This window comes from Mesorhizobium loti CJ3sym (assembly GCF_000472785.1).
GTDB lineage: Bacteria > Pseudomonadota > Alphaproteobacteria > Rhizobiales > Rhizobiaceae > Mesorhizobium > Mesorhizobium loti_E.
On the sequence record NZ_AXAL01000010.1, the window covers coordinates 1 to 14,728 of the forward strand.

Below are 14,728 nucleotides of genomic sequence, written 5' to 3' on the forward strand. Positions count from 1 at the left end.
TGATGGTGTAGGTGAAGACATCGTCATGGCCGCCCTGCGAGCCGGCGTCACGGCTATAGGAGTAGGAGCCGTCGGCGTTGAGGGTGAGCTTGCCGTAAAGACCCTGGATCTGGGTGCCGAGCGTCGCGGCATTGTCGACATCGGTGTTGGTGTTGCCGGCGCCAACGCCGACCACGACAGCGCCATCGGCGCCTTTGACGTCGATGCCGGCGGGATTGCTGTCCGATCCGGCGCCGGTAATGACGTTGCCGGCGATCGGCGCGAACGAACCTGCCGCGACAGCATCGGTGTCGGCGACCGCCGTCGGCGCATCGTCGATGATATTTATGACCAGGGTGCCGGGCGGTGAGCTGTCACCATCGGCATCGGTGACGACGACCGACAGGGAGGTGCTGGACGGGTCGGTCAGCGTGTTGTCGAGAAGCGTATAGGTGTAGTGAATCGTGCCGGTGCCCGTCGCCGGATCGAACGTGTAGCTGGCTGTCAACGTGCCTGTGGCGTCTGTAAAAGTCTGGTCCGTGGTGGTCAGCGTGTGTCCACCGAGCGAGACCTCCGACACGCCATCCGGCGAGGTGAAGCCGACGCTGCCGGATGTGGTTTCGGAGTTGGCGGCTGCGTTTGAGCCCTCCGGTTCGCCGCCGCGCGCGGGCAGGCCCGCCTCGTTGACCGTGGCGCCAGCTATGAAATCGATCGAGGGGACGGAGTTCTTTTCCTCCACGCCGATGAAGAGCTCGCGCCGATCGAGCAGCCCGAACTGCAGATCGGTCGGCGGCAGCAAGGCCGAAAGATTGAAGCCGTCACCGATCCCGCCAGGGGGGACCTCGAAATTGCCGCCGGCACTGCCCGGGGCCGAAGCCGATCCCGCCGAAATCGAACCGTCTGGGCCGAAGGCGACGTCGACATGGCTTGCCTCGAGCGCCGCCAGCAGCGCAACGCGCGGCACCTCGACGTCGCCGATGATGAAGGTCGGCACGTTGAGGGCGCCGTCCTTGATGACGATGACGGTGCCGTCGGCTTGTTCGAGCAACAGGTTGTGGCCGTCGACCTTGATGTTGTCGATAGAAATGCTGGCGGGCAGTCTGACGATGTTGCTGGCGTCGGCAACGTATTCATGCGGAGCGGTGGGCGCGTTCGCTGCCGCAGCATTTGCCGCCGGAGCTGCCGGCTGAACGGGCGCGCCGCTGCCGACATCGACCGGTACCGGCTCGGCGGGCGCCGGCTGGGCAGCCGCCGCGACCTGGATGCCCGCATGCGTCGGTGGGCTGTTGTGTTCATAAGAGACGGAATGCTCGTCCCAAGAACTCGATACGGTGTCCAACTCGTTACTGGTCGTCATTGCCAAACCCCTCCGGCATTTCCCGGAAAGAGACAGGGACCACCTTTTCTTTGCAACTATCCCGTAAGCATTTTCATATATTCTAATATGCCTGGTTCGGCATTTTTTACATGTGGTAAACCCCGAATATATAACCCTATATACATAGAGCCGAGGCCGGGTCGTCTGGGGGCAACCCGACGTGCCTGGTTGGTAAACAGAAGTATAAGTTTGAATAAAAGTTTACGAAAAAGATATGCTGTCCGTTGCGTGAAATTTATCCACCTTCCTTTCCAGTAATTTGAGACAAGATTGCTAGCGTCCACAGTCAAAGGTGGGCGTTATGAAAAAACAAAAATTTGCCCTGGGGACAACCGGGCTCAGACTGCTCCTGCTGGCAATCGGTATCACCGGCCTGCCGCAACCGTCATCGGCGAGCGCCTTTGCGCGCGGCTTCGAGCCTGTCGAGATGTCACCGGCGAAGGTCGAAATACCTTTCGCGCTCGGCGGTGTTTCGCTGCTGCGGCCCGAGCCCCGGCAGCCTGCCTCCGCTTACGCAATGGGCATGGCTTTCGACATTTACAGCATTGCCGCTATCGATCAGGAAGGCGGCCCTTCGCCGGCGCAAGGCAATGCCGGGATCGACCCAATCCAGACGGCGGCGATCATCCCCGGCGTGTTCGGCTCGGTCGCTCTGTCGATGAACAATTTTCCCGTCTCGGCGCGATGGGCGCCCGTCTACAGGGCAATTGTCGACTGCACCGCGGGCAGTGCCTGCGATCGCAAGAACAGCACCTTTGCCGCGATCGTCGATGTAGCCAAGGACAAGCGTTTCATCGACAAGCTGTCCTTCGTCAACGCGAGCATAAACCGTGCCATCGCCTACAAGAAGGACAGCGTCGTCTACGGCAAGCTCGACTACTGGGCCAAGCCTTCGGAAATTCTCGAGCACCGGGCGGGCGACTGCGAGGATTTCGCCATTCTCAAGATGGCGGCGCTGCTGCGTGCCGGCATTCCGGCGCAGAGCATGTCGCTTGTCGTCCTGCAGGATCGCAAGCGCGGTTTCTTCCACGCCGTATTGTCGGTCAGCACCGGTAGCGGCGTGTTCATTCTTGACAGCCTGAGCAATATCGTTTCGCGCGACTCCGATCTGCCTGACTACGTGCCGCTCTATTCATTCAGCACCGACCGTGCCTGGATTCACGGCGCCAAGGCCGGTGCTGCGCAAGTCGCCGATATCAAGGGCGGTCTTGCGACGGTCGCGCCGGGGGAAGGCCTGTAAGCGCGGTTTGGCAAGCGAGGCGCCTGATCGAGATTCCTAGAGTGGTTCGCCGTTTTCAGCCGCCGAAGACGAACGCCATCAAGAGTTCCGGCTCGACCACGGGCGCGCGCACGGCGCTCAATTGACCGCGATAGCGGCGGTCGCCGGCGCCGATGACGAACCCGGTTGCGACAGGTGTTTCGCCATTGGCATCGAGCCGCGCGAAGATATCGGCCACATTGAGGTCGAGCGCCAGCTTGAGATCGGGGCGCGTGTCATCGTTCGTTGCAACCGGCAACTGACGCCGGACCAGTTGCTGGAATGGCGCGTTGAAGGTCAGGATCTTCTTCGACGATGCCAGCGCGAAAGCCGGCGAAGGGCAGGCGAGAAGGATGGCATTGATCGTTTTGATCGACGCTAGCTTTCGTAGGGTCGAATTGTCGTCGGCCAAGCCGCGCATGCAGGCCACCCGGATTGCCGATGTCAGGTTCCCGGTATGAGCATGGCTCTCGGCGATCTCTTCGATCAATGAACCGATCGTGCATTTGCGGTTCTCGGCCATCTGTTTCAGTACTGTCCAAAAAGCCCGCTCCAGGCGGATGCCGCGCCGTAGGCCGCCACGCGCCACGACCCGGAACTCCTGCCCGAAATCCTCGGCAGCCAACGGCGGCAACAACCGCTCACGGGTGGCGGGAGGGGAGATTGCGCTATCGCTCACTCATCGCCTCCTCACGCGCCTTGTTGATCGGCTTCAGAAGGTAAGTAAGGATGGTCTTGCGTCCGGTTTTGATGTCGACCGAACAGATCATGCCGGGGATGATCGAATAGGTCTTGCCATCCCGCGTCAGCGTCGACCGCTCGGTGGCGACGCGCACCTGATAATAGGGCTCGCCCGTCTTCTGGTCGACGAGGCTGTCGGCGGTGATGTTGGAGACCTTGCCTGCGATGCCGCCGAAGATCGAGAAGTCATATGCGGTTATCTTGATCAGCGCGTCCTGACCTGGCCGGATGAAGGCGACATCGCGCGGCGAGACCCGCGCTTCGACCAGCAGTTTCTCGGAGGTCGGCACGATGCCGGCCACCACGGCACCCGGCTGCACGAAGGCGCCGAGCGTGTTGACGTCGAGCGTGTTGACGATGCCGTCGACGGGCGAGCGGATGTCGGTTCGCGCCACCTTGTCGGTGGCGCCGCGAATAGTCTCGTCGACGACCGAAAGATCGGCCAGCGCCTGGGTCAGATCGCCCAGCGCCTCTTGCTTCAGCTGCAGGCCGAGCTCGTCGACCTGAAGTTGCGCCTCGGTGATGGCCGACTTGCATTTCTTGATGGTCTCGCCGGCGAGGTTTAATTGCCCATGCAATTCAGTCTGCTCGCGTTCGACGCGGATCTGCTCGGTCCTTGCCATCAGACCTTTCTTGACCATGGCTTCGACCAATGCCGTTTCCTGGTCGCTGACCGCAAGGTTCTTGGTCAGGCGGTCCAGGTTGGCGTTGGCTTCGTCCAGTTCCTTCTCGCGCTGGTCGAGACGCGACTTCAGAACCGACAGCTTCACGTCAAAATTGCCACGGCGCGCCAGGAGTAGGTTCTGCTCATTGTCGCAGATTTCCGGCGCGACCTTCTGGATGTCGGAGGGGCAGGGAAATGCACCCTCGATATTGCCGCTCTGTTCGAATTTCAGTCGTGCGATACGTGCCTGCAAGGCGCGCGCCTTGGCCTGCTGCTCGCCAAGGCTGGACGTGTTCATCGTGTTGTCGAGGCGGATTATCAGATCGTTCTTCTTCACGATCTGTCCGATTTGCACGGCAATTTCCTGGACCACGCCTGGTTCGCTGGCCTGGATGACCTGCGTTTTCGACGCCGGTATGACCTTGCCGTCGCCGCGCGCGATCTCGTCGACCTCGGCAAAAGACGCCCACGCCACGGAGCTCGCAAAAAGCGCGCCGATGATGAATATGGAGGCCGACGCAAAAAGCGGCGGCCGGTCTTCCCTGGCAAGCATTTCCCAAGCCCCAACGCTTTGAATTCAATAAGTCTGCTTCGTCAGGCGCTTGTTTTCTGCAGCGCCTGTATCACTTGGTCCTTCGGTCCATCGGCGACGATCTTGCCTTGATCCACAACAATCAGACGGTCAGCGAGCTCCAACATGCTGAAGCGGTGCGTCGAAATGATCAGCGTCGTGTTGTGGTCGAAGGCTATTTTCAACTGCTTGATGAGCTGGCGTTCGGAAGCCAGATCCATGGAACCCGACGGCTCGTCGAGGAAAACGATCTTCGGCTTGGTAAGCAATAGACGGGCAATGGCCACGGCCTGTCTCTGGCCACCTGAGAGATTGGTACCGCGCTCGCCGACATTCATGTCGTAGCCACGCGGGTGGCGGGAGACGAAATCGTCGACGCCGGCGGCCTTGGCCGCTTCGACGATCTCCGCATCGCTCGCCTCTGGGCACGCCATCAGGAGATTTTCCTTGATGGTGCCGGAGAACAAATCGTTGGCCTGCGCGACGATACCGACAGCGGCGCGAACTTCCGAGGGATGGTATTGGCGGATGTCGATCCCGTCCAAAAGCAACTCGCCGGAAGTCGGCACGAAAAGGCGGCCGATAAGCCTGCCCATCGTCGTCTTTCCCGAGCCGATGCGGCCGATGATGCCGATGCGTTCACCCGGCTTCACGGAAAAACTCATCGCGGTCAGGACTTCGGTGTCGGTGCCCGGATAGACGAAACCGACATTCCTGAACACCATGGCGCCGTTTCGGATCGGGCGGTTGACGAAGCCGACCGTATCCGGCCGATCCTCCGGCTGCGCCATGATCGAGTTCACCATGCGCAGCGAAAGCATGGCCTGGCGATATCTGGACAGGGTCATCGCGATCTGGCCAAGCGGAGCGACGGCTCGGCTTGCCAGCATGACCGAGCCGATGATCGCTCCGGTGGAAACATGGCCTTCCGCGAACGCATAGGCGCCGGCCACGATCAGCGCGACGGTGACCATCTGCTGGATGGCGGAGGTTATGTTGCCGGCGGCTGCTGAAAGCTGCTTGATTTTCTCGGACGTGTTGGCTGCGTTTTTCGAATGCTCGCCCCATTTGCGCAGCAGATACGCCTCGGCCCGCAGCGACTTGATGGTCTCCAGCGTCGAGATGGTCTCGACCAGCAGGGCCTGGCGCTGCGAGGCCTCGTTCATGGAGGCCGCGACCCGCTTGCCGATGCGTCGTTGCGTGATCAATCCGACGATCACCGACGCGACAAAGGCCAGTGCCGGTATGATCACCAGCCAATCGCCTATCGCATAGATAACAAGCAGAAAGACGAAGACGAATGCCGTGTCGATCAACACGCTGATGGTGTTCGAGGTGAAGAATTCGCGCACGAACTCATACTGCGACACCCGGTTTGCGTATTCGCCGGTTGAGCCAGGCCGTGCCGACAGCGATGAGTTCAGCACTTTCTCGAACAGCATGTAAGAGATGCGCAGGTCTGCCTTGCGCCCGGCATAGTCGATGAGGGAGGCCCTGGCCGTCTTCAACAACAGATCGAAAATGATGACGGCGGAGATGCCGATCGACAGCACCCAGAGCGTCGATATTGCCTTGTTCGGCAAAATCCGGTCGTAAACGTTCATGGTGAAGATCGGCGAGGCGATCGCCAGCAGATTGATGAATAGCGCGGAAAGCACGACCTTCGAATAGGTGCGCCAGAACGGCCCCATCGTTCCCGTCAGCCAGTGCCGGCGTTCGATCCTGGCGGCTGAGCCGACATTCATCCCCTCGGTTGTATTGGCATAGGTTATAGAAAACGAAACGCCGCCACTGATATAGCTTCCGGCAAGCTCGGATTTGCTGACGGTCGTGCGCCCGTCTTCCTGGGGCGCGGTCGTGAACGCGCCGTCCTCGGTCTCGGCCAGCAATGCGACGGGAAGTCGGCTGACGCGGAACAGGATGGCGGGGAGATCGATGCGCCCGCGAACGAAGTCTCGATGGCTGAACTCGGTGATTTCAAGGCCGATGCGCTCGGCAAGGCGCCGGATGGCGTCGATATCGATGCGGGTGTCCGAAAGCGGCACGCCGGCAAACAGCACCGTTTCCGCGCTTGGCCGGCCGAGATATCCGGCCACGGCCGCGAAACAGCCCTTGAAGGCTTCCTTGGGGGAGAGAATGTTGGGTTGCTGGTTCACGATCCGCCCGCGGGCACTCTCGCTTCGCCCCGACCGCTCACTTCTTCCTTACCGGTGCAAGGATATCGAAAGGCAGGTCGTTCTTCTGCTCCGACGGCGTCCGTGCATAGGTTTCGGTGTCAGCCGTTTCAGGCGTGCCGAACTCGGACTGCGCGTAAGCGCTAGCCTGTTTCGGCGGCTGAATGTCCATTGTCTTCAGCAACTGCCCGGTTGCGGCGAGCAGCCGATATTCGGCGAAAAGCGACGCGTAGGCCGCCGTATCCGCCAGTGTCGCGGTGTTGAAGCGGGTGTTCTGCGCGTCGAGCACGTCGAGTAGCGAACGCTGCCCGACCTTGAATTGCTCGCGATAGGACGCCACCAGCTTTTCGTTGGTGGCGGCCTGCTGCCTCAGCGTCTTTGCCTGGTCGGCCTGCCGGAAGCGGCGATCCCACGATGTGCGCACCGCTTCCTCGATTTCGCGCAGGACCTGGTGCATAGCCAGCCGCTGCTCGCTGGTGCGGCGGATCTGCTCCTGCTCGTTGGCCTTGTCGATGCCGCCGCGATAAAGGTTCCAGCGCAGCACCACCCGCGCCTGAAGATCGCTGGTGTCGCCTGCACTGCCATCGATGTCGGACCCTGCCCGGGCAACACCCTCGGCAATGATGGAGGGGCCGTATTTTGCCCGTGCTGCATCCACAAGGGAGGCCGCGGCGTCGATGTCGCTATTGGCCATGTGTACGCGTGGATTGTTCTGTCGCGCCAGCCCAATCGCTTCGTCGAGCGACCTTGGCAATGCAGCGGAAACATCGCCCGGTTTGGCGGCGTTGGTCAGCGGCTTTCCGACGGTCTTGAAGAACCGAATCTTCGCGGCCTCCATCTCTTCGGCGGCTTCCTGGAAGCGCGCCTTGGCGGCAAACAGCCGCTCCTCCGCCTGTTGCCGGTCGGCCTCGTTCAGCGCGCCGCCGGCAATGCCTTGCCGGATGTCGCCGAGAATAGCCTGATGGAAGGCAAGGTTCTTCTTTGCTTCGGCAACAATCGAAGCCTGCAGCATGGCTTCGAGGTAATCCTGGACGACCGAGAGGCCGATGAATTCGGACCGCTCCAGAACCCGGAATGAGGCGCCATCGACCCGCGAGGCCTGGCGGTCGAGTTCCGCGCGCCTTGAACCGCTATCATAGAGCGTCTGCGAAACCGTGAGATCGGTTTCGGCCGGATAGAGCGTATCGTTCTCGATGCCTAGCGCGCGCCTGTCAGGATTGTCGAGGCGGCGAGCCCCTGCCGATGCTTCGAGGTCCACACTGGGCAGGTAGAGGCCCTTCGCCTGGCGCAACTCGAACTCGATGGCTTCACGGTTCTCGATCGCCTGGCCGATTTCAGGATTGGACTCCACCGCGACCGCCATGGCCTCTCGTAGAGTGAGACCATGCGCGTTGCCATAGCTTAACATCGTGGCAGTCATCATCAGGCCAACGCGCTTAGCCATGGCCGACATCGCTGTCTTATTCATTACCCCACACCCCACACACCCAACGCCATGAAGGCGCCACATCCCCGATGGGAGTGTCCACGAATTTACGGAATATGTGAGCACTTATTGATTTAGTGATCCCTAAAACCGCCTAATAAGTTTGCAGGATGTGGCAAAAATAGCACAAAAAATGCCCTTTTGCCGCAAACGAGGGCGATCCAACATCAAGATGACAGCCCAATTTGTCCCCAACCCGCCTGTATCGAGGGCTCAACCACTCGATCAAGGGCGTGAGAAGTCCCGATATGACGACAATTTCTGCGGTCGCATTATTGGTTCTTCCTATCCGTATTCGCCATCAAGTCGATCTGGGCGATGGAATCCGACAGCTTGTAGACGTCGCTGACGGCGGTCGGATGTTGCATTTACTCGACATAGCGCAAGATGCGGCGGGAACTTGCACATGTGCCCGGCCATTGGCCTGCCACGAGGGAGGTTTTGCTCTAATCGACATCGCGACCGTTGCGAGATCGTTGCCTTTGTCGAAGCAGCGGGATTGCTACCGGAGCCGGCGCCCGTCCACACCATGGTCAGGAGCGCTGCCATGCGGCCGGTTCTGTTCAAAGCAAGGCCGCGCCTGGTGGCCGTGGCCAAACCAGGCTTTTGGCTGGGTGGAGCGCGATGAGAGAAAGTGACGGTACTTTTTGAGCCAATTTCGGCAGATAGGTGAACGCTGTAAAACGCACGGAATCGTCCGATTGATCCCGATAGTTGGTGAAACCTCGAAATATTTTGCGCTGCAATTTTCCCTTTAAAATTGCCGCTCGTCTTGTCTTTGGCCATCGCATGACGAGGCCTTCCGACTTCACTGCACCCCGTCGCTGGGTTTAAGCTTGGCCAATGCGTCGGATCCGGACGGCAATGCCGGTGCGGTTAGTCACTCATTGCGGATGGTTCTGCTCTGAGGTACTTTGCACATTCGGATGAGGAAGGTGCCTACTGCCGCGACGGTTTTTCAGTCTTTTTCCTGTTGCTGTTTCGGCGGATTGTGAGTTCTTCAACAGACCTTGATACCGCAATCTGGGGAGCTTGTGGTCGTTAGGTCGCGGCGGTTGAGGCGGTTGCCATGCTCCGACTTTGCGGATTCATCGCGGTTTTCCTAGTGGCCGCCTTCACGACCTTCGATGCGTCGGCCGATCGAAGGGTCGCGCTGGTGATCGGTAATTCCGAGTACCGGGAAATCCCCGCCCTCAAGAATCCCGACAAGGATGCCGACGATGTATCCAAGACGTTTCGGCTGGCCGGCTTCGAAGTGTTCGTTGCCAAGGACCTCACAAAGCAGCAATTCGAGGAGCAGTTCCGCAACTACCTTGCGGCGGCGGACGGCGCCGATCTGTCGGTCGTCTACTATTCCGGTCATGGCTTTCAGATTGGTGGCGAGAATTTCCTGATCCCCGTCGATGCCTCGCTGAAGAATGCGGCCGACATAGAGGTCCAGGCGGTCAAGCTGGATGATGTCCTGCAGCAATTGCGCGCGAAATCGAAGATCCAGGTGATCATCCTCGACGCCTGTCGCAACAATCCGTTTCCGCGCAAGGATTATTGGCTGAGGGACCAGCTGATCACGGCCGGCAACACCGGTCTTGCACAGGTCAAAAGCTCGCTGAATACGCTGATCGCCTTTGCCACCGAGCCAGGGGCGGTCGCCTATGATGGAGGGGGAGACCTCAGCCCGTTTTCGTCCGCATTTTCGCGTCGGGCGCTGGCGCCGAACCAAGAGATACGCACGGTCATGGCCGCGGTGCGCCGGGATGTGGTCGAGGCCACCGACGGCAAGCAGGTTCCCTGGGAAAACTCCTCGCTCATCGACGAAGTTGTCCTGATGCGCCGTGCCAGCCGGCCTTCGCTGCCGCCGGTTCTTGAGAAAGTCGTGCCGTCGGGTGTCGGGCCGGTTGCTCTGGATCTGCCGGAACCGGTCGATGTCGATGGCGGATCGATCACCGTCAGCATCGAAAGGCCTCCCGCGCTCGGACGCCTGCTGCTGGACGGCAAGGCCGTAGCGGTCGGCGAAGAGATTCAGGGCGTGGACCTGCCGCGCTTGAAGATGGATGTGCCCAAGGGCGCCGGTGCGCCCGAAGAGGTGGACATGCTGGCCTACGCCACGCATGACAATTGGGGCGGCGAAGCTCAGGGCATCATGGTGTTCCGTGTGAAGAATGGCCAGGGCGCCGAGGGCGAACAGATTGTGGCTTCGCTTGAGACCGAGCAGAAACAGCAGGTGCTGGAACGCGGCATCCATATCACCGGCGCCGCCGAGGCGATCGAAAACCGCGAGATCAGCGTCCCGGTTGGCGTCGGCCCGGTTCCGCTGAAGCTGGACTTCCCGACAAACGATCCCGCGGTCAGCCTGAAACTCGCGAGCTATCCGGCAACAGGAACCCTGTCCCTGCCTGATCGTGCCCTGTCGCCGGAGTCGAGCCTGATGGCGGACGAGGTCGACCAACTGCGCTACGAACCCCAGATCGGTGCCGCCCAGCCGGTCGAGGTCGGCTTCGAGATCCGCGCCGACAGCAGTTCGTCCAAGCCCGCCACCATGAAGCTGTCGCCACGCGTCGATCCCTGCGACCAGGCCGCAGGCGAGCCTCTCGACCTGCAAGGCGTCGTCCCCGGCCTGCTGCCGAATGAAATCGGCACCGAGGCCGTGAAGGCCTGCGAGGCGGCGGTGACGGCCTATCCCGACGTCGCCCGTTTCCGCTACGAACTCGGGCGCGCGCTGCTCGCGGCCGGCAAGGTCGAGGACGCGAAGAAAGCCGTTCAGGCGGCAGCCGACAAAGGCCACGTCCGCGCCATGTTCGAGCTTGGCTACTTCAACGCGACAGGTACGGGAATGCCCATAGACCGCAAGCAGGCCAATCGCTTCTACGCGGCGGCATCCGACAAGGGCGATCCTTACGGAATGACTTCGTGGGGACGTGCCCTGTTCAATGGGTATGGCGTCGAGCGCGACACCGGCAAGGGGCTGGACCTGCTGCTCAAGGCGGCCGCCATGGGCCATACCTACGCGATGAATGACCTTGCCGCGATCTTCACGGAGGGCCGCAATGGCGTGCCCGCCGATCCAGCCCGCGCCGTGGCCTTTCTGAAAGCAGGCGTGGAGCGGCAGGACATGTATTCGATGAACCTGCTCGGCCGCAACTACCTGACCGGGGTCGGCGTCGAGAAGGATCCTGGGCAGGCACAAGGGCTGTTCCAGAAGGCCATGGATCTCGGCCAGCCCTATGCTCCGGGCAGCCTCGCCCGCATGTACCGGGACGGTGTCGGCGTAGGGCAGAACCTCGACGAAGCGCAGAGACTGTTCGAACTCGCCACGGCACGCGGCGATCAGTCCGGCGCATATGATCGCGCGGCTCTCGAAATGCAGAAGGGCGACAAGGCCGACCAGGCGATAGCGGTGAGTTATCTGGCCTTCGCGGTCGCACTTGACCTTCGCAACGAATTACCGGGCGCTCAAGCGACGCTGACAAAATTCGGAGTGAAGGCGAAAACCGCGGCGCTCAAGCAATTGCGTGGCGAACTCAAGTCGAAGATCCCGGCGAACGGCTCGCTGGACGACCAACTGGTCAAGACGGCCAGAGCAGTCTGGGAGCAAGCCAATCCGCGTCGGGACTTGTTTTGATCAATGAGGAGGCAATTGTGGGCAGGGCAGTGAAGCAGAGATTGATTGCGACAGTTGTAGCCGGTACTCTGGCAGCGCTGACGGGCTGCATGTCCGTCGCGCCCAAGCCAGAACCGGCGCTGATGACGACGAAGCACAGGCCGAAGCTGATTCGCACCACGTCCACGCCACAGATCAGCCAGCAGAAGAAGGTCATCGCCAAGAAGGTGGTCAAGCCGGTTGAGGAAACGGCACCTGTCGCCGTTCCAGCTTTGGGCGGTGGTGGTACCGGTGGCGCTGGCGGTGGTGGCGGCGGCTGGGGATGAGCGTTTGACAGCAGGTCAGGGTCCTCCCCGTCATCTGGCAGACCAATCCCGCGTCCTCGGCCTTGACTAGAGGACCAACTCCAACTGCTCGCCAAAAGACTGCAAGTGGCCTATGCTTCAATCGCGTTCGCGCGGTGTCGGTATTGATACGGTTGTCCTGGGCAGGGGCGTTCCATGTACGAAGTCGTGGCATTCTGGTGGAAGACTATGTCGAAAAGCCCTGCTGCAAGGGCTCTTGGCCCGATCGTCGCGGCATTGTTGCTGCTCGGACCGCAAGCTGCGAGCGCCGCGCCGAGCTGGACGCTCGATCCTGCTGCTTCGGTGATCACCTACCAGTCGGTCAAGAAGAACACGATCGTCGAGACCAACAAGATCAGGAACATCACCGGCACGCTTAGCGCGGCGGGCGATGCCAAGGTCACGTTCGACCTCAATTCGGTCGATACCGGCGTCGACCTGCGCAATGTCCGCATGCGCTTCCTGTTCTTCGAGACATTCAAATTCCCGACCGCCGAACTGACGGCGAAGGTGGATCCCGCCGCGTTCGCCGACCTCGCGACCAAGCGCAGGGTGAAGGCAACTCTGCCGTTCCGTCTCAATCTGCACGGCGTCGACAAGGATCTCGAGGCCAGCATTGTCGTCACCATGATCAGCGACACCATGGTGTCGGTTGCGTCAGAGGCTCCGGTCGCTGTCCATGTCGAGGATTTCGGGCTGCTGCCGAACGTCGACAAGCTGCAGCAGGCAGCCAATGTCACCAACATCGTGCCCACCGCGTCGGTGTCGTTCGACTTCGTCTTCACCGCCGACGGCAGCAAGCCGGCTGCCACCCAGACCGCCGCGGCGAGTTCGACCGATGTAGGTCCGGTTGCCACCGATGCCGCCAAGGCGAATTTCAGCGACGAGGAGTGCATGAACCGGTTCGCCGTGCTCTCGCGCACCGGCGCCATCTACTTTCGGCCCGCCAGCGCGCGGCTCGACGCCAAGAGCCGGCCGCTGCTTGAAGAGGTCGAAGGTGTCGTTGGCAAATGCCCGAGCCTCAAGGTCGAGGTTTCCGGATACACCGATTCCGATGGCTCGCCGGAGGCGAACAAGCAATTGTCGGAGCGGAGGGCTCAGGCGGTTGCCGACGCCATTGTTGCCGCGGGCATCCCTCGCACGCAGATCACGGCGACCGGCTATGGAGAAGAGCGGCCGGTTGCCGCCAACGATACGCCCAAGAACAAGGCGCTCAACCGGCGGATCGAGTTTTCCGCCACCAAGCTCTGAGGTTGCGTTGAGGTCCGATCTGATCGCCCGCTGCGGTGGCCTCTTTCGCGCCGCCGGTCTCGCGGTGCTCGCCTTGCTTTTGACTTTGACGGCCGCCAGCGCCGAGCGCCGCGTCGCGCTGGTCCTCGGCAACGCCCAGTACCAGCACGCGGCGCTTCTGGCCAATCCGGTGCGCGACGCCCAGGCCATGGCCGAACGCTTGAAGAAGCTCGACTTCGAGGTGGTTTCCGGCTTCGATCAGACCAAGCCGCAGACGCAGGCAACGATCGCCCAGTTCGCTAAACAGGTGCGCGGAGCCGATATCGCGCTGTTCTTCTACGCCGGCCACGGCTTGCAGGTTTCGGGCAAGAACTACCTGCTTCCGGTCGACGCCGCGCTGGAGGACGAGACTTCCCTCGACTTCGAGGCCGTGTCGGTTGATTTTGTTTTGCGCCAGATGTCACGCGAGACCAGCATCAGGCTGGTGTTCCTCGACGCTTGCCGCGACAATCCCCTCGCCGAAGTGCTGGCCAAGACTGCGGGCGTCCACGGTGCGATGAGCGGCCTGGCCGAGATTCCGATCGAGAACGGTGGCGCCGGCACGCTCGTCGCTTTCGCCGCCAGTCCCAATCAGCTCGCCTATGATGGGTCGGGCGAACATTCGCCGTTCACCTCGGCACTGCTTCAGCACATCGGCGAATCCAACATCTCCATCACCGAGGCGATGAACCGGGTGACCGGTGACGTCTTCAAGGCAACCGCCGGCAAGCAGCGCCCCTGGCTCAACGTTTCGCTGACCACGGAGGTCGTCCTGCATAAGGTCGATCTCGATGCGCCATTGATCGTGGGTGAGGCGAGCACACCTCAGGCTGAAGGCGGCTCCGATGCGCGCAACACCGGCGCGGCAAGTGCGTCAGGTCAAAGCGACGACCAGCTTGCGCTCGACGTGCTGCGCCAGAAGATCCCCAAACTGGCGTCGGATGCCCCGATCCTTTTCAACCATCCGATCGACTTCGGCGATGCGGCGATCGACGGCAAGAGCATCGCCGAACTGATCAAGGGTAAGCCCCTGTTCAGTCCGGTGGAGGGGTTGGACAAGTCGGTCTGGGAGGGCAAGCACTGCGACGGCTGCCATGAATGGAACGAGGTCCGGCTGTGCGATCAGGCGAAGAATTTCGCCGCCAACGACGTCTCTGTTTTGCGGCTGCAACATCCACTGGGAACACGCTTCAAGGTGGCGCTTGCCAAATGGGCGCAGGGTGGCTGCAAGTAGGCAGGAAGGCAGTCGTATCCATCCGATTTCTG

At 61.3% G+C, this 14,728-nt stretch carries 10 protein-coding genes; 5 read left to right on the plus strand and 5 right to left on the minus strand.

The genetic code is table 11. The features are described from left to right. A partial coding sequence (locus A3A9_RS38815; protein WP_033838565.1) for a VCBS domain-containing protein occupies positions 1-1,336 on the minus strand: 1,336 nt, incomplete at its 3' end. 322 nt (positions 1,337-1,658) lie between these two features. On the opposite strand from A3A9_RS38815, the gene A3A9_RS0114890 reads away from it, so the two are divergent. Then, complete coding sequence (locus tag A3A9_RS0114890) at positions 1,659-2,597, plus strand: transglutaminase-like cysteine peptidase (RefSeq protein ID WP_027059491.1); 939 nt, start codon at positions 1,659-1,661, stop codon at positions 2,595-2,597. A gap of 55 nt (positions 2,598-2,652) precedes the next feature. Here the strand turns inward: A3A9_RS0114890 and A3A9_RS0114895 are convergent, their stop codons facing one another. Genes A3A9_RS0114895 through A3A9_RS0114910 form a run of 4 tightly spaced genes read right to left on the minus strand, consistent with a single transcriptional unit; the run spans position 2,653 to position 8,233 of the window. After that, entirely contained in the window at positions 2,653-3,294 is a 642-nt protein-coding gene (locus A3A9_RS0114895; protein WP_027059492.1) for a ribbon-helix-helix domain-containing protein, read from the minus strand. After that, complete coding sequence (locus tag A3A9_RS0114900) at positions 3,284-4,573, minus strand: HlyD family type I secretion periplasmic adaptor subunit (RefSeq protein WP_027059493.1); 1,290 nt, start codon at positions 4,571-4,573, stop codon at positions 3,284-3,286. Before A3A9_RS0114900 ends, A3A9_RS0114895 begins: the two co-directional genes overlap by 11 nt. Before the next feature lie 41 nt (positions 4,574-4,614). After that, positions 4,615-6,747 (minus strand): type I secretion system permease/ATPase, encoded by a 2,133-nt coding sequence (locus A3A9_RS0114905; protein ID WP_027059494.1) that lies wholly within the window; start codon positions 6,745-6,747, stop codon positions 4,615-4,617. 37 nt (positions 6,748-6,784) lie between these two features. Further along, the gene (locus A3A9_RS0114910) at positions 6,785-8,233 is read right to left on the minus strand and encodes a TolC family outer membrane protein (RefSeq protein ID WP_027059495.1); all 1,449 of its coding nucleotides are present in this window, start codon (positions 8,231-8,233) and stop codon (positions 6,785-6,787) included. Between the two features lie 1,087 nt (positions 8,234-9,320). On the opposite strand from A3A9_RS0114910, the gene A3A9_RS0114920 reads away from it, so the two are divergent. From A3A9_RS0114920 to A3A9_RS0114935, 4 genes are all read left to right on the plus strand, one after another. Beyond that, positions 9,321-11,870: a caspase family protein gene (locus A3A9_RS0114920; protein ID WP_027059496.1), complete on the plus strand. Its 2,550-nt coding sequence runs from the start codon at positions 9,321-9,323 to the stop codon at positions 11,868-11,870. A gap of 89 nt (positions 11,871-11,959) precedes the next feature. Continuing rightward, positions 11,960-12,175 (plus strand): hypothetical protein, encoded by a 216-nt coding sequence (locus A3A9_RS0114925; RefSeq protein ID WP_051370919.1) that lies wholly within the window; start codon positions 11,960-11,962, stop codon positions 12,173-12,175. A 174-nt stretch (positions 12,176-12,349) separates the two neighbouring features. Next, positions 12,350-13,444 carry an OmpA family protein gene (locus A3A9_RS0114930; protein ID WP_027059498.1) on the plus strand — a complete coding sequence of 365 codons (1,095 nt, stop codon included), beginning with the start codon at positions 12,350-12,352 and terminating at the stop codon, positions 13,442-13,444. A gap of 7 nt (positions 13,445-13,451) precedes the next feature. Next, positions 13,452-14,696 carry a caspase family protein gene (locus tag A3A9_RS0114935; protein WP_027059499.1) on the plus strand — a complete coding sequence of 415 codons (1,245 nt, stop codon included), beginning with the start codon at positions 13,452-13,454 and terminating at the stop codon, positions 14,694-14,696. Positions 14,697-14,728 lie beyond the last annotated feature (32 nt).

Bases quoted from the DNA above. Each gene is read 5' to 3' on its own strand.
- A3A9_RS0114890 (WP_027059491.1), top strand. From the start codon at position 1,659: ATGAAAAAACAAAAATTTGCCCTGGGGACAACCGGGCTCAGACTGCTC.
- A3A9_RS0114900 (WP_027059493.1), bottom strand. From the start codon at position 4,573: ATGCTTGCCAGGGAAGACCGGCCGCCGCTTTTTGCGTCGGCCTCCATA.
- A3A9_RS0114910 (WP_027059495.1), bottom strand. From the start codon at position 8,233: ATGAATAAGACAGCGATGTCGGCCATGGCTAAGCGCGTTGGCCTGATG.
- A3A9_RS0114920 (WP_027059496.1), top strand. From the start codon at position 9,321: ATGCTCCGACTTTGCGGATTCATCGCGGTTTTCCTAGTGGCCGCCTTC.
- A3A9_RS0114925 (WP_051370919.1), top strand. From the start codon at position 11,960: ATGTCCGTCGCGCCCAAGCCAGAACCGGCGCTGATGACGACGAAGCAC.
- A3A9_RS0114930 (WP_027059498.1), top strand. From the start codon at position 12,350: ATGTACGAAGTCGTGGCATTCTGGTGGAAGACTATGTCGAAAAGCCCT.